We start from the raw sequence: 22,460 nt of genomic DNA, 5'->3' as shown, positions 1-22,460 counted from the left end.
ACCAAAATATAGTTGCAATATAAAAATACAAAGGAGGAATTTATAATGCCAACAGGAACTAAACTTGAAACAGCATTAGCAAGTGCTAAAGGATTAGCTGCAGATATGAAGACATTCTCATTAGATACAGATAATCAAGAAGCAAAGCAAATGTTCAGTCAGCTTGCAAATACAATGGATGGAGTAGAACAATCACTTCAATCAAGACTTGATTTTGTAAAAGAGCAAGAACCTCAATATAACAAATAGTAAAAAAGACATTATATAGATAAAATTTAATCTATATAATGTCTTTTAAAAATAAAATGTACTAATTTAATTAATGCTTTCAAACTTGACTGTTTCTTGTAATCCAGAGTTCATATCTTTTATATTTAGCATCCTATTATTTTCTTCCTCTTCCCCTAAAAGAATAACATATGGTATGGAAAGTTTATCTGCATAATTCAATTTTTTCTTAAGCTTATCGTCTTCAAAGTAAATTTCAACTTTTTTTTCTAAAGAAGATAGTTTATTATAAACTTCAAAGCAATAGTTAAGGGTATCTCCGATCGGGATTATTAAATAATCTACTCTAGATTGCAGCTTATAGTTATCTATAAACCCTATTTCTTTTAATACAAAGAATAATCTAGTTAAACCTATAGAAATACCAACACCAGGTAATATGTTATTTGTATAGTTTTCAGCTAAATTATCATATCTTCCACCTGAGCATATAGAACCATATTCTTCATTATTAATTAATAATGTTTCAAAGACAGTTCCGGTATAATAATCTAGACCCCTTATTATTTTCAAATTGATTATATACTCATTATCCTTTACACCTAAGAAATCTAAAGTATTAATAACTTCTTTTAACTCTTTTATTCCTAAGATAAATTTTTCATCTTTTATATTAAAAGATTCTAACTCCTCTAAAGCAGTTTCTGTTGAACCATTTATATTTATTATTTTACATATAGTTATAGCTTTTTCTTTATCTACGATCCTTTGTAATTCTTCTTCAAATGTTTCTTTACCGATTTTATCGAACTTATCTATTAAAATCATAACTTCGTTTATATTATCTATATTCAAGTGTTCTAATAAACCTGAAAGGATTTTTCTATTATTAATCTGAAATTTATAATTATCTAATCCAAAAGATTTAAATGCCTTTGAGGCTAAGCTTATAACTAAAGCATCATTTTTAATACTTAGTTTATCTTTACCAATTATATCAACGTCACATTGATAAAATTCTCTATATCTTCCTTTTTGATTTCTTTCACCTCTATATACTTTTCCAATTTGGTATCTTTTAAAAGGGAAGGTTAAATCATTTAGGTATTGAGCTGTATATCTTGCAAATGGAACTGTTAAATCAAACCTTAAGGATAAATTTTTAGATCCTTTAGTGAAAGAATATACTTGTTTTTCAGTTTCTCCAGCAGTTTTTGCTAATAAAACTTCAGATTTTTCTATTATAGGTGTATCGATTGGAAGACAACCATTTTCTTCGTAAATCGTTGTTATTTTACTTACGATATCATTAAAAATTCGTTGTTCATTAGGTAATAATTCCATAAACCCTGGTAATATAATAGGTTTAATAATAGCATTTTTCATTTTCATCTCTCCTTAAAATTATTTAAACAACAAAAAGCCCTGTAGGCATATTCTACAGGACTAAACTAATATAATTGCACTAATCATAGCCTAGAGAAACAAGCCTACTGGAAATAGACTTGCATCTCAAATAAGATGAAGTCTCTCTAGCGATGATGATGTATGTAATTCAAATATACTAGTGCTTTCATAATATTTCCTCCAAATTTTTATTATTTATATAATAAACTAATAAGTATAAATATTCAAGAGAATAAATTATATTTATGTGAAAATAATAGAAAATATTTCTTTATATATCTAAAATATGGTATATTTATTATAAGTTATAGTTATAATAGGAGGATAAATATGGGATTAAAAGATAAAATAAATGAATTAAAAGAATATTTAGGACAATATGAAAGGTTAGAGCAAGCTATAGGCTTAGTTTATTGGGATATGAGAACTAATATTCCTAGTAAAGCTGGAGAGTCAAGATCTAAGGTTCTAGAATATTTATCAGGTGAAAGTTTTAAAATGATAACTAGTCCTAAGATAGAAGAATTTATTAAGGATTTAACACCTTATAAGGATGAAATGAACTTAACTGAGAAAAGAATGCTTGAAGAGTTAGAAAGATCTTATAATGAAACTAAGAAGATACCAGAAGATAAATATGTTGCTTATGTTGGGCTTTGTAGTAATTCAGAGTTAGCTTGGGAAAAAGCAAAAGATGCAAGTGATTTTGATATTTTTAAGCCTTATTTAGAAAAAGTGGTTGAATTCCAAAAGGAATTTATTAATTACTGGGGATATAAATATGATAAATATGATACTTTATTAGATAAATATGAATTAGGTCTTACAACTGAAAAATTAGATAAGATATTTTCTGAATTAAGAGATGGTATAATAGAAGTATTAAATAAGGTTAAAGGAAGTAAAAAGAAATTAAATCGTGATTTCTTATATGGGCATTTTGATGCTGATAAACAAAAAGATTTATCTTTATATATACTAGATAAAATAGGATTTGATATGGAAGCAGGCAGACTCGATGTTAGTGTGCACCCATTTACAACCAACTTTGGAAATAAAGATGTTAGATTAACTACTAACTATCATGAAGATGAATTTACTTCAGCTTTATTTAGTACAATCCATGAAGGCGGTCATGGTATATATGAACAAAATATTAGTGATGATTTAGAGTGTACAGGCTTACAAACTGGAGCTTCAATGGCAATACATGAATCTCAATCTAGATTTTATGAAAATATATTAGGTAGAAGTAAGGAATTCTGTTCATATCTTTTACCTGTAGCTAAAAAATACTTTGATGATTTTAAAGATGTAACTTTAAATGAGTTTTATGAAGCTATGAATTATGTTGAAACATCTTTAATTAGAACAGAAGCAGATGAATTAACATATGGACTTCATATTATTATAAGATATGAAATAGAAAAGGAATTAATTAATGGAAGAATTTCTGTAGATGATCTTAAAGACATATGGAATAAGAAGTATAAGGAATACCTAGGAGTAGAACCTAAAAACGATGCTGAAGGCATTCTTCAAGATATGCATTGGTCAGATGGTTCCTTTGGTTACTTCCCGAGCTATGCTTTAGGTAATTTATATGGTGCACAAATGTTCAATACATTATTAAATGAAAAACCAAATATAATGGAAGAAGTTAAAAATGGTAATCTTACTGAAATTACAAAGTGGTTAAATGAAAAGGTACATGTACATGGTGCAATATACACTCCAGGAGAACTTATAAAGAGAATTACTGGAGAAGATCTTAACCCAAAATACTTTATTGATTACTTAAAGAATAAATATTATAAGATTTATGATGTAGAATAGAAATAATTAAAAAGTCAGGTATCGAGGATAGTTGACTTTTTAATTTTTATATAAGAATGATATAATGTTTTATAATAAAATTATATTCATGGAGTTTTAGAATGGGAAAGTTTAAGAATATATATATTAATTATTTAAACTTAGACAAGGAAATAAGAGATAAAATTAAAGAATACTCTAAGGAATTTATTTATGATAATAGTAATAATAGGTTATTATTGTCTCAATATATTTTAATGTCTAAAAATTATATATATGAAATAAAAGCTATTGAAGGAACGGCTCATCTTTGGACATGGAGTGATTTTAAAGATGAGGGAAAAGGGAAGATATTGAGTTATAAAACAGAAGGAAATATAATTATAAGTCAGCTAATGGAATTTGAAAAAGAGCTAGATTTAGAGTTATTAAATAAGTATGGGCTAGAAATAGTTCATAGGATAAATTAAGAATTGGGGGAGAAAAAAATGAACGAAACAATAAGCACAATATTAAAAAGGGGATCATTAAGAAAATATGATGAAAAAGACATATCTAAAGAGGACTTAGATTTAATTTTAAAATCTGCTATGAGAGCACCAACTGCTGGTAATATGATGTGTTATTCAGTAATTGTCGTAAAAAACAAAGAAATTAAAGAAAAACTTTCTATAAGCTGTGATAACCAACCTTTTATAAAAACAGCTCCAGTATTATTAGTATTTCTAGCAGATTTAAATAAGTGGTATAAGTACTATGAATATAATAATACAAAATCATTTATGGAAGAAAAAGGTGAGTACTTTGAAGGCCCAACTGAAGCAAATTTAATGCTAGCAACTCAAGATGCAATAATAGCAGCAGAAAATGTAGTAATTGCGGCAGAAAGTTTAGGAATAGGTTCTTGTTACATAGGAGATATTATGGAAAAGTTTGAATATCATAAAGAATTATTAAATTTACCTAAATATGTTTATCCTATCACTATGTTAACATTAGGCTATTACCCTAAAGGTTATAGTGTCCCATTAAGAGATAGGTTTAATGAAGAATATATTATTTTTGAAGAAGAATACAAGGAATTTTCTGAAGTGGATATTAAGAAAATGTTTAAAGAAAGAGATAGATTATTTGTTACTAAAAATAAATATAATGCCAATAATTATGCACAATATCATTTCAATATGAAAGTTAAGTCAGAGTTTTCAAAGGAAATGACTAGATCTGTAAAATTAGCATTAGATGAATGGAACGGAAATAAAATATAAAAAACTTTAAAATAGTTTTTAAAGAATAAAATAAATTTAGATGTTTAACGAAATATTTTCTGGGAAATATTGTAATATTAAAGCTTATGATTAATTTATGATAATGTGTCAATACTCTTAATAAAATAAGGGGGTATTGAGATGAAAAAATATAAAAAAATTTCAATTATAATATTAATTATGCTAGTATTTTTAATTGGAGATCAGATTGGAGTTTATGCTAACTCAGATGAAGAAGTTTTAAAATCTAATTTAAATATTGAAAACTTAATTGAATATATAAATAATTTAGATTTGAGTGAAGAGGAAATTCAAAATATATCAGATAAAAGTAAAACCATATCTAATGATATAAAGGTAAATGCTTCTTTTAAGGATTATAAATTAACAGATATTATAAAAATATATAAAAATTTTGCATCTATGTCGAATGATTTAAAGCTAAATATAGATTTTAGTATAAAGAATGGAGATTTTACTTTAAAAGATAAAGCTAATGGTAATTCTATATTTAAAGGGAATGTTAGTGAAATAAAAAAGTATTTTGAAATTATTAAAAATAATACAGAGCTTTTAACAACGGAAGTACTCGCTAATATAGATAATGAAACTATAAAGGAAATTTTATCTGAGGATAATGTTGATGGTAGTAATGAAAATTTTAGTACTAATGAAGATTTGAGTGTAAATGAAGAAACTGAAACTACTAAAAATAATAATTATACTACAATTGAGGGTGAGGAAGATATTTCAATAAATGAGAAAAGTTCCATTAATAATAAATTAGGTAGTAGTATGATAATTCCTACATCTATTCTAGTTTTAGCTTTTTTGGTAATAATAATTTCTTATATTAAATTTAGATAATGTATAGATAGAAAAATGATAAAGGCACTACCAGAAGGTAGTGCCTTTATTAATAACCTTTAAGTTTGAAGTAATCTCCTTGAATAATTAGATCTGCAATTTTGAATGTATCTTTTAAATGAATTTCTTCATTTTCATCTTTAGGAGTACCTATTATTTCTCCATAATTTAAAATAGTTGAGTTTCTATTAGTATTAACTAAAATACGTCCCATAGATGTATTTTGGAATTTGTCTTTATCAATACCTAAAAGATATGATATAGTTGGTAAGAAGTCTACTTGACCTCCAGCATTAGAAATTGTAGCTGCCTCTATATCTTTATTGTAAATAATTAGAGGAATCTTTTTATTATTTTCTTGCCACCAATCACCCTCAAGTGGTGCATCGACAATATCTTCTTCATAGAATTTATGAACTCCACAGTGATCTCCATAAATCATTATTACAGTATTATCAAGTTGTCCATTTTTATCTAGTTCCTCTAAAAATATTTTAATTGCTTCATCAGTATATCTAATGCTTTGAAAGTAAGCACCTAGCATATTATTATCTAGTTCTTCAGGTAAATCTAATAACTTTTTATCCTCTGGAATATCAAAAGGTCCATGACTAGTTAATGTAGTAACAAAAGTATAAAATGGCTCTGTTTCATCTTTTAATTTATTAGCTAGTTGTTTTAAGTATGATTCATCTGATAAACCAAGTCCAATAACTTCATCTAAATTGAATTCATTAATATCCCAAATATTATCAGCTCCAAATGCTTTATGAGGTTCTGCCCAGTTCCAGCTTCCAGGAAGCTCTGCATGTGTAGAAATAGTTGTATATCCTTCTTCGTTCAATAGTTTTTGAAGGCTATTATAAGTAGTCCATGAGTATGTAGGGAAAGTGCTGTAATTTCTTAATGGAAAAATTGAAGTGTTAACCATTAAGTCTGCATCAGAACTTGTTCCTGAATTATTTTGCTCATAAATATTATCAAAATATAAACTGTTTGATAGTAATTTATTTAATGTAGGAGTAATCTCTTGTCCATAAACAGTTTGATTAATAACAAAGTTTTCTAAAGATTCAACTTGTATTGCAATTAGATTTTTGCCTTCAAGATATCCTTTATATTCATTATCTTCTATATCCTCTTTGTTGTTTTCAAACCAAGTATCTATTTCATTAACTTCTGACTCTGTTAATCCATTATCTAAATCTGAATAAAAAAACAAATCATATCCATGATAACCTAGTGGACTCATATCACTATATGTTTGAAAAGGAGCCCAGGATTGGCTAAGGAATGTTTGACCTGACACTCCTTTTATATCTATGTAATAATGATAAAGATAAATTGAAAATCCACATATTATAAATACTACAGCAGTTTTTACAAACCTTATAATAAGTTTTGAAGTATCATTGAAGCCTTTGTTTTTTGTTAATTTAATTATGATAAAGAAAAATATAAAATCAATAAAAAATAATAAATCTACTATTCTAAAATTAAATAAATTTTTCCCTATTGGATTAAATATTTCAGGATGAAGTAAATGTCTAATAGATAAAAAGTTTCCATTTATTCTGTAATACCAAATATCTAATAAAAATAAAATAGTAATAAATATATCTATAGTTAAAGCTACTTTTATCTTACTTTTATATTTAAATAAAAATATAATACTACAAATTAAAGCTATTATTAATAAATGAGCTTTAATAACTGGTGTACCAAAATACATTGTAGAAATACTAATACTTGATGAATTTGGTGATCTTAACATTGAAAGTAAAAGCATTGACTTTAATTGTATTATGAATACCATTAATACAAATAACCAATTATTATAGAATAGACTTTTTAAAAATTTCTTCATACATGTTCCTCCAAAGTAATTCATTTGCTTTCCTTATTTTATATTAAATAAGACAGTATTTCTATAAAAATAGATATTATGTAAACAAAAATTAATAATATTTCAGTGTATGGAAAAATATACTTGATTATCTATTATTAGTAATATATAATTAGTGTAAAAATAAATAGTATCTTATTAAGAGTGGTGGAGGGACTGGCCCTATGAAACCCAGCAACCTATTTATAAATATAAATGTGGTGCTAATTCCAACAGTTTATCTGAAAAATAAGAGTACTAGTATAAAATTTAATAATTTTGTATTTAGGAATTCTTTCTATGTTGAGGGAATTCTTTTTTATTTAAAAAGGGGGAATTAAATATGTCAAAACAACAATTAGACTTTGAAACTATTTCAGTAAGAGGATTCAGTAGAGGAGACAAAGTAACCGGAGCAATAAGTTATCCTATTTATCAAACTGCAACTTTTAAACATCCTGAATTAAATAAAAGTACAGGGTATGACTATTCAAGAACTAATAATCCTACTAGAGAAGAGGTTGAAAATACATTATCTTTATTAGAAGATGGTACTGGGGCATTAGCATTTTCTACAGGCGTTGCAGCTATTTCAGCATGTATTCATTTATTTAAACCTAATGATCATATTATAATATCTGAGGATCTTTATGGAGGTACTTATAGGCTATTTAATGACATTTATAGTGTATTTGGCATAAAAGCTTCCTTTGTAGATACATCAAATTTAGAAGAAGTTAAATCTGCAATTAATAAAAATACACGATGTATATTCATTGAAACACCTTCCAATCCATTAATGAGAGTGAGTGATATCAAAGAGATTTCTGATATTTGTAAAAAATACAATTTATTATTTATAGTAGATAATACTTTTTTAACACCTTATCTTCAAAAACCAATTTCGCTTGGAGCTGATATAGTTATTCATAGTGGAACTAAATTTTTAGGTGGACATAACGATGTTTTAGCTGGATTTTTAGTTACTAATAATTTAGAAATATTCAATAAACTTAAAATAATCCAGAATTCTATAGGTGCTACATTATCTGCTTTTGATTCATGGTTAATTTTAAGAGGATTAAAAACTCTTTCTATAAGAGTTAAAAAAGCACAAGAAAATGCAATAGAAGTAGCTAAATATCTAAAGAAAAATTCAAAAATAGAAAATATATATTACGTTGGCTTAGAAGATAATTTAGGTTATGAAGTTAATTTGAAACAATCGAAAGGGTTTGGCTCAATGATTTCTTTTAGAGTAAAAGATAAAAATATAATTCCTAAAATATTAAAGGATTTAAAAGTAATATCATTTGCTGAAAGTTTAGGTGGAGTTGAAAGCTTAATAACTTATCCATTTACACAAACACATGTAGATATGCCTAATAAATTGAAAGAAAAACTAGGGGTAGATGAAAGATTGCTTAGATTAAGTGTTGGAATAGAGAGTATTAGAGATATATTAAATGATTTGAAATCAGTATTGGAGGATTAATATGAGATTTGCAACAAAATTATTACATGGAGAAAACACTATAGATAGAAGTACAGGCGCAGTTACATTGCCTATATATCAAAGTTCAACTTTCCATCAATTTGATATAGATAATTTTGGCGAATATGACTATGCTAGATCAGGAAATCCTACTAGAAAGTACTTAGAGGAAGAATTTGCGCAGTTAGAAGGTGGAAGTTATGGATTTGCTTTTTCATCAGGAATTGCAGCAATTTCCTCTGTAATAAGTATATTTTCATCAAGAGATCACTTAATAGTATCAGAGGATGTTTATGGTGGAACTTATAGAGCTGTAACAAAACTTTTTAATCGGTTTAATATAGAGTTTACTTTTGTTAATACAAATAATATTGAAAATATAAAAAGTGCTATTAAGAAGAATACAAAGGCTATTTATCTAGAAACACCATCAAATCCACTTTTAAAGATTACAGATTTAAATGCTGCTATAAGTTTAGCAAAGGATAATAATTTAATTACTATTGTAGATAATACTTTTATGTCTCCATATTTACAAAGACCGTTAGAACTAGGAGCTGATATTGTAGTACATAGTGCTACAAAGTTTATTGGAGGACATAGTGATGTAATAGCAGGTCTTGCTGTAACTAAAAATAAGAATATAGCTGATGAAATATATAAGATTCAAAATGGATTTGGAGCTATATTATCACCACAAGATTGTTATTTAGTTTCTAGGGGATTAAAAACCCTAAAGATTAGAATGGAAGAATCTCAAAAAAATGCTTTAAGCCTTGCTAATTGGCTAGAAGAACAGGAAGAAGTAGAAAAAGTTTATTATCCAGGTCTTATTAATCATAATGGATATGAAATTCACAAAAACCAATCTTTTGGTTCAGGAGCAGTATTATCATTTAAATTTAAGACTCTAGAGCAAACTAAATACTTCTTGAATAATGTAGAAAATGTAGTGGTTGCTGTAAGTTTAGGAGCGGTTGAAACTATAGTATCTTACCCAGTAAAAATGAGTCATGCTACCATTCCTCGAGAAGAAAGAGAAAAGCTTGGAATAACAGATACTCTAATTAGAGTGTCTGTTGGTTTAGAGGATATCGAAGATGTGATTTCTGGATTTAAAAAAGCATTCATAATCTTATAGTATTTAATATTAAGAAAAATTGGATAGTGTTTTTTTATCTATAAATAAAAAAATATAACAAAATTAAAAAGGATTGACAATATTATATTAAAGAGATATCATATAATCTAATATATTAATTGTATAAAATTAAATTTAATGTTACAGTTGGTAGGTGATTTAATGATTAAATATAATAATTTAAAGCTAGATAATCAATTATGCTTTTCTTTATATGCTTTGTCTAGAGAGATAATCAAGCTATATAAACCATTATTAGATGAGCTAAATTTAACATATACTCAATACTTAGTAATGTTAGTTTTATGGGAAGAAGGAAAATCAACTGTAAAACATCTAGGTAATAGACTTCATTTAGACTCAGGAACGTTAACACCTCTTCTAAAAAAACTAGAAGCTATAGGTTTCATAAAAAAATACAGATCGGAAGATGATGATAGGGTAGTAATTGCAGAGTTAACTGAAGAAGGGGAGGAGCTTCAGGAAAAAGCTAAAAATATTCCTAGTAAAATCTTGTGTAGCATGAATATTGAAGAAGAGAAAGTTAAAAAGTTAAAAAATGAATTAGATGAAGTTCTAGAAAGTTTAAAGTTGTAAGCTATTTGAATATTAAGGAAAAAGCACAAAGTGGTGAAGTATTATATTTCACCACTTTTAAAATTTTATTGCAGAAAAACCTATACTAGAGTAGTATATTAATTGTTTATTAAAAAATCGGAGTGATATTATGGAAGAAAGATTGCAAAAGTTTATGGCTAGATGTGGAATAGCTTCTAGACGTAGATGTGAAGAAATAATACTAAGTGGTAAGGTTAAAGTTAATGGTAAGATTATAAATGAACTTGGTATTAAGATAAATCCAGAAGTTGATATAGTTTCTTATGAAGGAAAAATAATAAAACCAGAGGAAAAAAAGCTTTATATTATGCTTAATAAACCTGAAGGATATATTACTTCTGTAAAGGATGAAAAAGGAAGAAAAACTATATTAGACCTTGTAAAAGTAGAAGAAAGAATTTATCCAATTGGAAGACTAGACTATGATAGTTCAGGATTAATTTTATTAACTAATGATGGAGAGATATATAATAAGATAATCCATCCTAGAGTCAAAGTAGAAAAGAAATATATAGTTTTGTGCAAAGGGGAATTTACTAAAGAAGAATTAATTAAATTTGAGAATGGTGTAGATATTGGTGGATATATTACTGCTAAATCTAAAATAAAAATTCTTGATAAAGAAAAAGATAAAAAAACTAATAAAGTTAATACTTTAGTTGAAATTATTATCCATGAAGGTAAAAATAGACAAATTAGAAGAATGTGTGAAGCTTTAGGTCATGAAGTTATTACCTTAAATAGAGTTGCCGTTGGAAATATTAAATTAGGTTACTTAAAGAAAGGTGAATGGAGAGATTTAAGAGAAGATGAACTAAAGTATATAAACTTATTATAGGGGTATATTATGTATAGATATGTTGGAAATATAAGTGATTTATCTCATTATATTATTAAAAACTTTGTAGAAAATAAAAGTATAGCTATTGATGGGACTTTAGGTAATGGATATGATACAGACTTTTTATCATCATTGTTCTCAAAAGTTTATTCTTTTGATATTCAAGAAGAGGCCTGTAATAATTACATAAATAAAAATATTGAGAACGTGGAAGTAATAAATGATTCTCATCATTTTTTTAAGAAATATATTAATGATAAAGTTGATTGTATAATGTATAATTTAGGATTTTTACCTGGTGGAGATAAGACTATAACAACTTTACATGAAACTTCTTTAGAAAGTATAAAGGAAGGATTAGATGTTCTAAATAGCGGCGGAATAATGACAATATGTATCTATAGAGGTCATAATGAAGGTAAAATTGAAGAAACTTGCATTTTAGAGTATCTTAAAAATTTGCCTAAAAATCAGTTTGGAGTAATGGTTCAATCCTACTTAAATAGGCATAATAACTCACCTTTATTAGTTGTAGTTGAGAAAAAACAAAATTGACAACCTTTCAATTTATTACAAGTTTTTATAACAATTATATATTAAAATGAAATAAATATTGATGGTTTATTCAAAAAATGATAATATATAATTATTAATTGTAAGTTTAAACGAAAAGAAGGGATACGGATGGATAACAATCTAAATGATAACTCAAAAGACTTAATGCGATTAATACAATCAAGGTTTCCAAGATTGAGTAAGGGTCAAAAATTAATTGCAGAATATATTTTAAAAAGTTATGATAAGGCTGCATTTATGACAGCTGCTAAGCTTGGAGTTTCAGTAGGAGTTTCTGAATCTACAGTAGTTAGATTCGCTAATGAACTGGGCTTTTCTGGATATCCCAAGCTTCAAAAAGCATTACAGGAATTAATAAAAAATAAACTTACTACAGTTCAAAGATTAGAATTATCAAATGATTATATTAGTGAAGGTTATGCCCTTAAAGGAGTTCTTAAGGCCGATATGGAAAATATAAGGGCAACCCTTGAAAAGATAAATTATAATACTTTTGAAGATGTTGTAAATAAAATTTTTGAAGCTAAAAGAATATATATAATAGGTCTTAGAAGTTCAACTGCTTTAGCTGAGTTTTTAGGGTTTTATCTAAATATAATATTGCAAAATGTTAAGACTGTTGGATATGGTATATCTGATATATTCGAGCAAATGATAAATGTAGAAGAAGGAGATTTAGTTATAGGAATAGGTTTTCCAAGGTATGCATCAAGAACTATCGATGCTTTGGCCTTTGCTCAAGATAGAGGAGCAAATGTTGTTGCTATAACAGATAGCCTTTTATCTCCATTAGCAGCGAAAGCAGATTATTCATTAATAGCTCAAAGTAATATGGCTTCTTTTGTTGATTCTTTAGTTGCTCCATTATCTGTTATTAACGCATTAATAATAGCAGTTGGAATGAGAGAAAAACAAAGTATAACTAGTACTTTTAATAGCCTTGAATCTATATGGAGAGAATATAATGTATATTCGTATAATAATAGAAATGTTGGCGAAGATTAAGATTGTTGCTAAGCTATGTTAAGTCATATCTTAGCACTTTTTATTACATAAAAGTTGAATTAGAGAAATTTAAATGATATATTAATTAAGATAAAATAATGCAGTTTGGAGGAGTGTAATGAAAAAAGTTATAGTTATTGGAGCTGGCCCAGCTGGTATGATGGCAGCTATATCAGCCGCTAAGAATAATAACGAAGTAATATTACTTGATGGAAATGAAAAGGTTGGAAAAAAGTTATTTATTACTGGTAAAGGAAGATGTAATGTTACAAATAGCAAAGATATATCAGAATTCTTTGATTACATTCCAGGAAATCCTCATTTTTTATATAGTGCATTATATTCATATACTAATGAAGATACTATTAATTTTTTTGAATCTCAGGGGATTAAGCTTAAGAGTGAAAGAGGAGGTAGGATTTTTCCAGCTTCTGATAAATCCTCAGATATAATTAAAGGATTAATAAAGGAATTAAAAAAAAGTAATGTAGAGATAAAATTAAATAGTAAAGTTACAAATATAAAATTTAGCAACAATACTATAGAAGAAGTTGAAATAAATAATAGCTACTATATTAAAGGTAATCATTTTATTATAGCTACAGGAGGAGTTTCTTATCCTTTAACTGGATCTACAGGTGATGGTATAAGTTTTTCAAAAATGCTTGGACATAATATAATAAAATTAAAACCTTCCTTGGTACCTATAGAAATAATGGATTTATGGATAAGAGATTTAACTGGTTTAAACTTAAAAAATATAGAAATATCTTTATTAAACGAAAATAATAAAAAGCCATTATATAAGAATCAAGGGGAGATGTTATTTACAAGCTATGGCTTGTCAGGACCAATTATTTTAAAAGCTTCTAGGTATATAGAAAAAAATAATAATTATACTTTACTTTTAGATTTAAAGCCTGCATTATCTTATGAAGATCTTGATAAGAGAATTCAAAAAGATTTTAAAAAATATATAAATAAGGATTTTAAAAATTCTTTAGATGAATTACTTCCACAAAAGTTAATACCTACTATAATTAAGCTTTCTAATATCAATGAAGATAAGAAGGTAAATGAAATAACTAAGGAAGAAAGAAAGTATTTAGTTAATTTGATTAAAGGTGTTAAAATGAAAATAAAGGGATTAAGGCCTATAGAAGAAGCAATAGTAACTTCAGGTGGTGTAGATACTCTAGAAATAGATCCATCTACAATGAAATCTAAATTAGTTAGTAATTTATCTTTTGCAGGAGAAGTAATAGACGTAGATGCTTTTACCGGTGGATATAATGTGCAAATTGCATTATCTACAGGTTATTTAGCAGGAAGTAATATATAAAATGCTTGTTTAAAATTTATAAAAATAATATAATTTATATGATAATGTTTTTCAAGGACGAAAGGTGGAATATTATTTTGAGAATATCAGTTGCTATAGATGGACCAGCAGGAGCTGGTAAAAGTACAATTGCAAAATTAGTTGCTAAAAACTTTGATTTAATGTATATAAATACAGGAGCAATGTATAGAGCTGTAGCCTTAGTAGCAAAAGAAAATAATATAGGGGATACAGATATAGAAACTTTATGTAATTTAATAGATTCTTTTGATATGAAGTTTGAAAATGATGACTTAATATTAAATGGAGAAAATATTCAAGAACAAATTACTATGCCAGAAATTAGTGCAATAGTATCAAAATATGCATCTATTAAGGAAGTAAGAAGCAAATTAGTTAAATTACAAAGAGACATGTCAAAGAAATTTGATGTTATAATGGATGGTAGAGATATTGGAACAGTGGTATTAAAGGATTCAAAGTTTAAGTTTTTCTTAACAGCAACTCCTGAAGCAAGAGCTGAAAGAAGATATAAGGAGTTAAAAAATAGGGGGTTAACAGTAGATTATTCTACTATTTTAGAAGATATAATAAAAAGGGATTATATTGATAGCAATAGAGAAGTTGACCCATTAAGGAAAGCAGATGATGCTATTGAAATAGATACTACTAATCTTTCAATTGAAGAAGTTGTAGAACAAATATCCCTAAGTATAAAAAAATAAAAAATTTCTTAGGAGAATTAATATGAGTAAAGTTATATTAGCAGAAAATGCTGGATTTTGTTTTGGAGTTCAAAGAGCTGTAGAAGAAGCTCTAAAAGTAAAAAAACAATATAATAAAAAAATTTATACATTAGGACCACTAATACATAACAATGATGTTGTAATGTATTTAGAAGAGAATGATATATATGCTATAGATTATAGTGAAATTGATAAATTAAACGAAGGTGATGTAATTTTAATTAGATCACATGGAGTATCTAAGGAAGTTTTAGAAAATCTTGAAAGTCGTGGATTAATCGTTGTAAACGCAACTTGTCCATATGTTACTAATATACACAAAAAGGTTAATAAATACTCAGATTTAGGATATAATATTGTCATTTTAGGTGATGAAAAGCACCCTGAAGTAGTTGGTATAAATGGATGGTGTAAAAATAAAGCTGTAATAACTAAGGATGGTAATTTCAATGAAAAGCTACCTAAAAAGATATGTGTAGTATCTCAAACTACAGAAAAAGAAGAAACATGGAGACATACAGTAAGCAATTTATCTTCTGTTTCAAAGGAATTATTAGTCTTTAATACAATTTGCTCTGCTACAGAAGTAAGACAAAAAAGTGCTAATGAATTATCTAGAACTGTAGAGACTATGATTGTTATTGGAGGAAGAAATAGTTCTAATACAACTAAGCTTTATCAAATATCAAAGGCAAATTGCCCAAATACAATTCATATTGAGAACTCTAAAGAACTTACAAAAGAGTTCATAGAAGAAAGTAAAGATAAAACTGTCGGGATTACTGCTGGTGCATCTACTCCTGATTGGATAATAAAAGAAGTAATTGATATTATGGAGGGAAAAAACTAAATGGAAGATCAATTAAAGTTAATGGAAGAAATGGATAGAAGATTTAGAATTGGAGATGAAATTAAAGGAGAAGTATTATCTGTAGGTAGAGATGAAGTTATAGTATCTTTAGTTGGATATAAATCTGATGGTGTTATACCATTCAAAGAATTAACTTCAGAAGAAAATTTAGATTCTTGCCTTGAAACAATCACTGTAGGAGATGAAATAACTGCAAAGGTTATTAAGCTAAAAAACGAAGATGGTAATGTAGTTCTTTCAAGATTAGAATATGAAAAGAAAGAAACATTAAAAGAATTAGAAGATAAATTCAACAATAAGGAAAACTTTAATATAAAAATAAAAGATGCTATTGAAAAAGGTTTAATAGGATATTATAAGGGAGTAAGAATTTTTGTTCCTTCATCTCAAGTAGATATAAGATATTCAAATGATAGAAGTAACTTAATAGGAACAGAACTAGAAGTTAGATTAATAGATTTCTCTATAGAAAATCCACTAAAAGTTGTAGCTTCTAAGAGAGTAATTCTTGAAGAAAAAAAGAAGGTAATAGAAGATGCTGCATGGGAAAATATCAAAGTTGGAGAAGTTGTAAAGGCTGAGGTTAAGAGATTTACAAACTTTGGTGCTTTTGCAGATATAAATGGAGTAGATGGATTAATTCATTTATCGCAAATATCATGGAATCATGTTAAATCAGCAGATAGTGTTCTTAAAAAAGGTCAAATAGTAGATGTTAAAATAATTGAAGCTGATAGAGAAAAAAATAGAATATCTTTGAGTATAAAAGCTTTAACACCAGAACCATGGAGTAATATTGAAGAAAAATATCCAGAAGGTTCAGCTGTTTTAGGTAAAGTAGTTAGAATTAGTGATTTTGGAGCTTTCGTTGAATTAGAACCTGGTGTAGATGGATTAGTTCATATTTCTAAGATAACTAATGAAAGAATAAGTAATCCTGCTGATGTTTTAAATATAGGAGATGAAGTAAAAGCTATAATTTTATCAGTAGATGCAGAAAATAAAAAAATTGCACTTAGCATAAGAGATGCAAAGTAATATATGAAATAAGACACACATATAATTTTATATGTGTGTCTTATTTTATAAAATTAGCACCTTGACCAATATATTATATAAGAATTATACTAATTATAAAGAGAATAAAAGGGGTTTTATGGTAATGTTGGAAAAGTTGACATTAAATAATATGAATTCTTTTAAAGAAATGTATAATAAAAATTTTAAAGAAATTAATTACAATAAAGATTTTTTTAGATGTTATGAAAGTCAAAATTTTCTAATTAAATTTTTATATAGAAAGTTTATACGATTAATAAAAATAAATGGGGCTTATATTGGGTATATATGGTATGAAGGGGGTGGAGAAAAATATATTAAGATTTGGGCATTATATATAGATATCAATTATATAGATTTAATTGATAATTTAACATTATCTTATTTTAATAATAATATTCTTTTGTATGAAGCTATAGATACTATAGAAAATTCTATTATACTAACTAAAATAGGTTTTAAAAAAGAAAATTATACAATGCTTTTAAATATGAATATAACTAATTATTTTAATAATGACATTATTTTAAATGAATTTAATAATAAAAAAAATACTTTTAAATATAAATTTAATATTAATGAAAATATTATATTTTCTTTAAAAAAGCTGAATGTTGGAAAAGATGAAAAATTAAGGTGTGATATACAAAATGATATATTTTCTCAATTGAATAGAAAACCATTAACTGTAGATGATATTTATGCAGATATGACTCAAGACTACTTTTTAAAAGATCTTTCTTTTTTTGGTATGATAAATAATGAATATATTGGATATGGGCAAATTATTTTTAATAGAAATATGTATACTATAGTTAATTTTGGAATAGTAACTAACTATAGAGGGTTAGGATTAAGTAAGATTTTATTGAGTGAAATTATAAATAAAGCCAGGGGGTATGGAATAAAAGAATTATATATAAGAGTTGATCCTGATAATACGAAAGCAATCAATTTATATAAAAGGATAGGTTTTAAAGAAGTAAATAAGATACTTGTTTGGGAAAGGTACTAAGAGGATATCTCGTAAATAACTTATATATTTCACGAGATATCCTCTTTATTTTAATAACTTGTAAGGGGAGTTTAAAACTTTAATAAAAATTTATTATAAAGATATTTAATATAAATATGTAAACTAATATCAAATTTTATTATAAGTATTTAAAAAAATGAATATTTTTATTATAATGTTACTGTAGAAAATATATTTCTAAGAAGGAGAATACTTATGAATGAACAATTAAAAGATTTAAAGTATTATATTGAAACTTGGGGATGACCGTTTGTATAAAAAAAGAGGATTTTCTTTAATAAGAAAACCCAATATTTAAGCCATTCTTGAATGTTATAGAAATTATTTTCTTATCCAGTATGCAAATTTCTTTAATAAAATAATTGAAAAATTCCTTTAAAGGGTCTCTATTGATTAAATTTATAGCATTTTTATTATCTATCTTTTTTAAAATAATATTATTTAAAATAACAGATAATAGTTCTGGATCTATTTCTATTTCTTCATCATTTTTGCTCTTTGATTTAATTTCTTCATTAATGGTGTTTATATTATTTTCTATTTCTTTCTTTTTTAAAATATAATCTTTACTGGACATACTATCTTCATCGAAAAGATATACTTCTTCTAACCTTTTCAAAGCTCGTTTATATTTTTCTAATTCTTTATGTTTTAAATCTAAATTAAAATCCTTTTTAGAAGTTTGATTTTTATTGAAGGAATAAAAGTTATATTGTTTGTTTATAAGAAAATCAAATAACTGTTCACATTTTATATTGTTAACCCCTAGATTTTTAGAGATTAAATTTGTAAAGGTATCATATTCTAAAGTTTCTTTATTGCTTACCGTTGATATATTGTAAATTAGCGTTGTTATAAAATTATATATATATTTTTCACTGATAGTTTTTTGGTCACAATTGTTTTTATTGTATCTATTACTACAGACGTATAAAGAAGGTCTGAAGCCATCTAAATTCGGTTTATCTTGCTTAGCGTAGTAATTTCCAAAACAAGACCCACATTTAATTAATCCAGCAAAAATATGAGTTTTCCCATTTGCTCTAAATTTAGAATTGCTTCTTAGTGCATTTCTATCCATTATTTCATTACACTTATTATAAATTTCTTTAGATATTATTGCTGGATGATTATTTTCTAATACAATCCATTCATCTTCTTTTTTCTTTTTACCTCTAGCAGATTCTCTATAATTATATCTATATGTTCCAATATAAAAAGGATTTCTAATTATATCCGTTATAGCTTTGGTAGTCCATGATCCATCTCTTTTAGTTTTAATATTATTAGCATTTAAAATATTCCTTACTATAGAGGTAGATTCTTCTTTAAGATAAACACTAAATATAAATTCTACTGTATTTTTTTCTTCTTCATCTATAACAGGAAATTTTATTTCATTATCCCATTTATACCCTAGAGGAATAGGAGCGTACTAGCTCTATCTAACATTACAGCCTTTACTCTTTCAGCGGTAAGCTTTCTTTCTAATTCGGCAAATACTAATATTATCTTAAGCATAGCTTCGCCCATGGCTGAAGAAGTGTCAAATTGTTCGTTTTTACTTACAAAAATACAATTACATCTTTTTAACTCTTCATACATATCACAAAAATCTAATAAATTTCTTGAAATTCTATCTATTTTCCATACTAATAAATGTGAAAACTCACCAGCTTTTATTCTTTTTATCATGTCCTGAAAAGCTGGTCTATCTGTATTCTTTCCAGAATATCCTGCATCTTCAAAGATAACATACTCATTTGAGTTTAAAACATACTTAGAATAATTAATTAATTCTTCCCTTTGCAAAGGGAGAGAATCTTTGTCAATTTGATGGTGAGTAGAAACTCTTGTATAAATTGCCACCTTCATTTTCAATACCTCCTATATATAAAAGAAAGATGAGTTTACTCATCTTCCTTATTTGGTTGAATTATGTAACTTAAATCTGCTTTTATAGCTGCTATCAATAAAGTTTCAGCTACGTTATTAGGTTTATAATCTTTGAATAAATCATCAAGATTATCTAATAATTTAAGTTCTGCTATTTGTTCTAGTGAAACTCTAGTAGATTTAGCAACATCTCTTGTTTTTCTATACTCTTCATCACTAATTCCGTATAACCAATATTCTTCTGGTTTACCAGAATCAGCAACTAATGAATAAAGAAACTTTTTGCTTGGCTTCCTACTGCCATTTTCAACCATGGTATAAGCACTAGGAAGGACTTCTAATTTACTAGCCATTTCCTTTTTGTTTAGATTTAACCCTTCTCTATATTCGATTAATCTTTCTGTAAAGTTCATATTCAACACCTCGTATTTATTATATGACAACTTCACATTTTTGTAAAGTAAATTCACGAAAAAGTATGCTGTAATACTGAAAAACAGCTCGACAAAATTCACGAAGATGTGAATTAATTTGAAGAAATTTAAAGAAAAATCAAGTAAAATAAGAATATTTTATTGTTTTAAGTGAATATGATTAAAAAACAAAATTCACAAATGTGTGAATTAGTGATATTATGAACGTGCAAGGGGGTGAAAGAAATGACACTTAAGGAAATGCGATTAGAGAGTGGGCTTAAAGCTAATAAGATAGCTGAGAAATTAAACATTTCCAGAAGGCAACTTATCAATTTAGAACAAAAAATATTCAAACTTTCAGAGGATAAAGTTGAAATTCTAGCAAAACTTTATGAGAAAGATAAAGAAGAGATAAGAAAGGCGGCTAAATAATGAGTAAAGAGGAAAAGGAATATTATGAGCTTTTAAAAAAGGTGGCATAAATGGATATGGAGAAGATTAAAAAATTTTTAATCGAAGAATGTGGGTATAAATCTATAGAAGATGCAATTAAAAATACACCAAAAATTAATTTATACCCTTTTGTTGGAGAAGTGGATATTAACAAGGAGGATAAGTAATGAATAATTTAACTATTAAACAAATTAATATTGGAGGACAAACAGTACCAGTTGTAGACAGCAGAGAAGTTGCAGAAATGTTAGATAAAAGTCATAACGCATTAATGAAGGATATTAATGGTTCTAAGGATGGGAAATCTATAGGAATAATTCCAACTTTACTGAAATCAAAATTTGATTTGAGTAAATATTTCATAGAAAGCACTTATAAAGATGGAAGTGGAAAATCAAATAAATGTTACTTAGTAACAAAAATGGGTTGTGAATTATTAGGTAATAAGCAACAAGGAGAAAAAGGAATATTATTTACTGCAAAGTATGTAGAAGCATTTAATAAGATGGAAGAACATATTAAAGGACAAGCTAAGCCTTTAAGTGCTATGGACCAACTAAGATTACAGTACCAGGCAATAGAAGAACATGAGGAAAAATTAAATAAAATTGATGGCAAGATAGATAACCTTGAAAATAATATGCCGTTATTCAATGTTGAGTGTAAAGAACTTCAAGCGTTAGTTAGAAGGAAAGGCATAGAAGTATTAGGTGGTAAAGGCAGCAAGGCTTATAAAGATAATAGCCTAAGGGGTAAGGTTTATGCAGATATTCAACATCAATTAAAAAGAGAGTTTCAAGTTACCAGGTATGAAGCGATAAAAAGATGTCAGTTGGTTAAGGCTAGAGAAATAATAGCAGATTATAAAATACCTTTTATGTTAAAGGATGAAATTACAAAGGTTAATAATCAATTAGGTTTCAAGGAGGTAATTTAATATGTCTAATAAATTTGAAACTAAAAAACTATTTTGGAAGATAGTTGATACCATAACAACCAATAAAGAGATATGGGTGAAAAATAATGAAAAGGAAATTATTGAGGAAGGAATGGTGTTACCTTCTGGAGCAAGTGTTACCTTTGGTTTAGAAAGTGGAGCTTTAACTATTTATGATAAAAATATGAATGCTGTATATAGATTTAAAGAAGATAATCATATAGTAGTCATTTTCAAAGAATTATTAGAACAAGTGGAGGAAGCATAAATGAATAAATGTCCAAGATGTGAGAATGAGAATTTAAAAGAAGATTATAACTTTTGTCCAATATGTGGGTTGAATTTGAAGGAAGAAGAAAGAAGGATAGTAATACGCAATTTAAAATTTATGAAGTCAAATTATGAAAATGCTAAAGCTAATGATTCAGATGCAGAAGAATTTAGAGAAATATGTATAAAGACTTTAGAATATGCAATTAATGAATTAGAAAGAACTGCTCAAGAAGTACCAGTTCAAGAGCAGTTAGTAACATTAGAAGTTCTTAATAATGAATTAAA

24 protein-coding genes, 2 pseudogenes and 1 riboswitch are annotated in these 22,460 nt (G+C 26.5%); of the genes and pseudogenes, 20 read left to right on the top strand and 6 right to left on the bottom strand.

All coding sequences use genetic code 11. From position 1 onward, the window contains the following. The first annotated feature begins 45 nt into the window (after positions 1-45). Complete coding sequence (locus ACQPUY_RS09360; RefSeq protein ID WP_430840896.1) at positions 46-249, top strand: DUF1657 domain-containing protein; 204 nt, start codon at positions 46-48, stop codon at positions 247-249. A 66-nt stretch (positions 250-315) separates the two neighbouring features. Here ACQPUY_RS09360 and hisS read toward each other — a convergent pair whose 3' ends face one another. After that, entirely contained in the window at positions 316-1,614 is a 1,299-nt protein-coding gene (hisS, locus tag ACQPUY_RS09355; protein WP_430840894.1) for a histidine--tRNA ligase, read from the bottom strand. 351 nt (positions 1,615-1,965) lie between these two features. On the opposite strand from hisS, the gene ACQPUY_RS09350 reads away from it, so the two are divergent. The 4 genes from ACQPUY_RS09350 to ACQPUY_RS09335 all read left to right on the top strand — a co-directional run bounded on the left by ACQPUY_RS09350 (position 1,966) and on the right by ACQPUY_RS09335 (position 5,585). Beyond that, the gene (locus tag ACQPUY_RS09350; RefSeq protein ID WP_430840892.1) at positions 1,966-3,471 is read left to right on the top strand and encodes a carboxypeptidase M32; all 1,506 of its coding nucleotides are present in this window, start codon (positions 1,966-1,968) and stop codon (positions 3,469-3,471) included. 101 nt (positions 3,472-3,572) lie between these two features. Further along, the gene (locus ACQPUY_RS09345; protein ID WP_430840891.1) at positions 3,573-3,920 is read left to right on the top strand and encodes a hypothetical protein; all 348 of its coding nucleotides are present in this window, start codon (positions 3,573-3,575) and stop codon (positions 3,918-3,920) included. Between the two features lie 18 nt (positions 3,921-3,938). After that, entirely contained in the window at positions 3,939-4,718 is a 780-nt protein-coding gene (locus tag ACQPUY_RS09340; protein ID WP_430840890.1) for a nitroreductase family protein, read from the top strand. 141 nt (positions 4,719-4,859) lie between these two features. After that, a complete protein-coding gene (locus tag ACQPUY_RS09335) occupies positions 4,860-5,585 on the top strand; it encodes a hypothetical protein (protein WP_430840889.1) in 726 nt (241 codons plus the stop codon). 49 nt (positions 5,586-5,634) lie between these two features. Here ACQPUY_RS09335 and ACQPUY_RS09330 read toward each other — a convergent pair whose 3' ends face one another. Beyond that, entirely contained in the window at positions 5,635-7,452 is a 1,818-nt protein-coding gene (locus tag ACQPUY_RS09330; protein WP_430840887.1) for an LTA synthase family protein, read from the bottom strand. 171 nt (positions 7,453-7,623) lie between these two features. Then, positions 7,624-7,726, top strand: a riboswitch (SAM riboswitch). Between the two features lie 87 nt (positions 7,727-7,813). On the opposite strand from ACQPUY_RS09330, the gene ACQPUY_RS09325 reads away from it, so the two are divergent. From ACQPUY_RS09325 to ACQPUY_RS09280, 10 genes and pseudogenes are all read left to right on the top strand, one after another. After that, positions 7,814-8,965 (top strand): trans-sulfuration enzyme family protein, encoded by a 1,152-nt coding sequence (locus tag ACQPUY_RS09325; protein WP_430840885.1) that lies wholly within the window; start codon positions 7,814-7,816, stop codon positions 8,963-8,965. A 1-nt stretch (position 8,966) separates the two neighbouring features. Then, positions 8,967-10,106 (top strand): aminotransferase class I/II-fold pyridoxal phosphate-dependent enzyme, encoded by a 1,140-nt coding sequence (locus tag ACQPUY_RS09320; RefSeq protein ID WP_430840883.1) that lies wholly within the window; start codon positions 8,967-8,969, stop codon positions 10,104-10,106. A 162-nt stretch (positions 10,107-10,268) separates the two neighbouring features. Further along, positions 10,269-10,703 carry a MarR family winged helix-turn-helix transcriptional regulator gene (locus ACQPUY_RS09315; protein WP_430840881.1) on the top strand — a complete coding sequence of 145 codons (435 nt, stop codon included), beginning with the start codon at positions 10,269-10,271 and terminating at the stop codon, positions 10,701-10,703. Positions 10,704-10,833: 130 nt separating this feature from the next. Further along, on the top strand, positions 10,834-11,562 hold the full coding sequence (locus ACQPUY_RS09310) for a pseudouridine synthase (RefSeq protein ID WP_430840879.1): 729 nt from the start codon (positions 10,834-10,836) through the stop codon (positions 11,560-11,562). Between the two features lie 9 nt (positions 11,563-11,571). After that, complete coding sequence (locus ACQPUY_RS09305) at positions 11,572-12,120, top strand: tRNA (mnm(5)s(2)U34)-methyltransferase (RefSeq protein WP_430840878.1); 549 nt, start codon at positions 11,572-11,574, stop codon at positions 12,118-12,120. A gap of 129 nt (positions 12,121-12,249) precedes the next feature. After that, complete coding sequence (locus ACQPUY_RS09300; RefSeq protein ID WP_430840876.1) at positions 12,250-13,146, top strand: MurR/RpiR family transcriptional regulator; 897 nt, start codon at positions 12,250-12,252, stop codon at positions 13,144-13,146. 118 nt (positions 13,147-13,264) lie between these two features. Beyond that, the gene (locus tag ACQPUY_RS09295; protein WP_430840875.1) at positions 13,265-14,488 is read left to right on the top strand and encodes an NAD(P)/FAD-dependent oxidoreductase; all 1,224 of its coding nucleotides are present in this window, start codon (positions 13,265-13,267) and stop codon (positions 14,486-14,488) included. 77 nt (positions 14,489-14,565) lie between these two features. Next, positions 14,566-15,213 carry a (d)CMP kinase gene (cmk, locus tag ACQPUY_RS09290; protein WP_430840873.1) on the top strand — a complete coding sequence of 216 codons (648 nt, stop codon included), beginning with the start codon at positions 14,566-14,568 and terminating at the stop codon, positions 15,211-15,213. A gap of 22 nt (positions 15,214-15,235) precedes the next feature. After that, positions 15,236-17,143, top strand: a pseudogene (locus ACQPUY_RS09285) (bifunctional 4-hydroxy-3-methylbut-2-enyl diphosphate reductase/30S ribosomal protein S1). A 124-nt stretch (positions 17,144-17,267) separates the two neighbouring features. Further along, positions 17,268-18,179, top strand: a complete 912-nt coding sequence (locus ACQPUY_RS09280; RefSeq protein WP_430840871.1) for a GNAT family N-acetyltransferase — start codon at positions 17,268-17,270, stop codon at positions 18,177-18,179. 295 nt (positions 18,180-18,474) lie between these two features. Here the strand turns inward: ACQPUY_RS09280 and ACQPUY_RS09275 are convergent, their stop codons facing one another. From ACQPUY_RS09275 to ACQPUY_RS09260, 4 genes and pseudogenes are all read right to left on the bottom strand, one after another. Further along, positions 18,475-19,281 (bottom strand): zinc ribbon domain-containing protein, encoded by an 807-nt coding sequence (locus ACQPUY_RS09275; RefSeq protein ID WP_430840870.1) that lies wholly within the window; start codon positions 19,279-19,281, stop codon positions 18,475-18,477. Between the two features lie 48 nt (positions 19,282-19,329). Then, a pseudogene (locus ACQPUY_RS09270) lies at positions 19,330-19,548 on the bottom strand (recombinase family protein); the annotation flags it as partial. A 68-nt stretch (positions 19,549-19,616) separates the two neighbouring features. Further along, the gene (locus ACQPUY_RS09265; protein ID WP_430840869.1) at positions 19,617-20,075 is read right to left on the bottom strand and encodes a recombinase family protein; all 459 of its coding nucleotides are present in this window, start codon (positions 20,073-20,075) and stop codon (positions 19,617-19,619) included. Between the two features lie 35 nt (positions 20,076-20,110). Next, a complete protein-coding gene (locus ACQPUY_RS09260; RefSeq protein ID WP_430840868.1) occupies positions 20,111-20,509 on the bottom strand; it encodes a helix-turn-helix transcriptional regulator in 399 nt (132 codons plus the stop codon). 246 nt (positions 20,510-20,755) lie between these two features. On the opposite strand from ACQPUY_RS09260, the gene ACQPUY_RS09255 reads away from it, so the two are divergent. The 5 genes from ACQPUY_RS09255 to ACQPUY_RS09235 all read left to right on the top strand — a co-directional run. After that, complete coding sequence (locus ACQPUY_RS09255; protein ID WP_430840866.1) at positions 20,756-20,944, top strand: helix-turn-helix domain-containing protein; 189 nt, start codon at positions 20,756-20,758, stop codon at positions 20,942-20,944. Between the two features lie 56 nt (positions 20,945-21,000). Further along, positions 21,001-21,132: a hypothetical protein gene (locus ACQPUY_RS09250; protein WP_430840864.1), complete on the top strand. Its 132-nt coding sequence runs from the start codon at positions 21,001-21,003 to the stop codon at positions 21,130-21,132. Beyond that, a complete protein-coding gene (locus ACQPUY_RS09245; protein ID WP_430840862.1) occupies positions 21,132-21,902 on the top strand; it encodes an ORF6C domain-containing protein in 771 nt (256 codons plus the stop codon). Before ACQPUY_RS09250 ends, ACQPUY_RS09245 begins: the two co-directional genes overlap by 1 nt. A 1-nt stretch (position 21,903) precedes the next feature. After that, positions 21,904-22,170, top strand: a complete 267-nt coding sequence (locus ACQPUY_RS09240) for a hypothetical protein (RefSeq protein WP_430840861.1) — start codon at positions 21,904-21,906, stop codon at positions 22,168-22,170. Beyond that, on the top strand, positions 22,171-22,460 hold a 290-nt coding region (locus ACQPUY_RS09235), incomplete at its 3' end, for a zinc ribbon domain-containing protein (protein WP_430840859.1).

The organism is Clostridium nigeriense (genome assembly GCF_050585245.1).
GTDB lineage: Bacteria > Bacillota > Clostridia > Clostridiales > Clostridiaceae > Clostridium > Clostridium nigeriense_A.
This window is presented reverse-complemented; position numbering and strand designations above follow the sequence as displayed.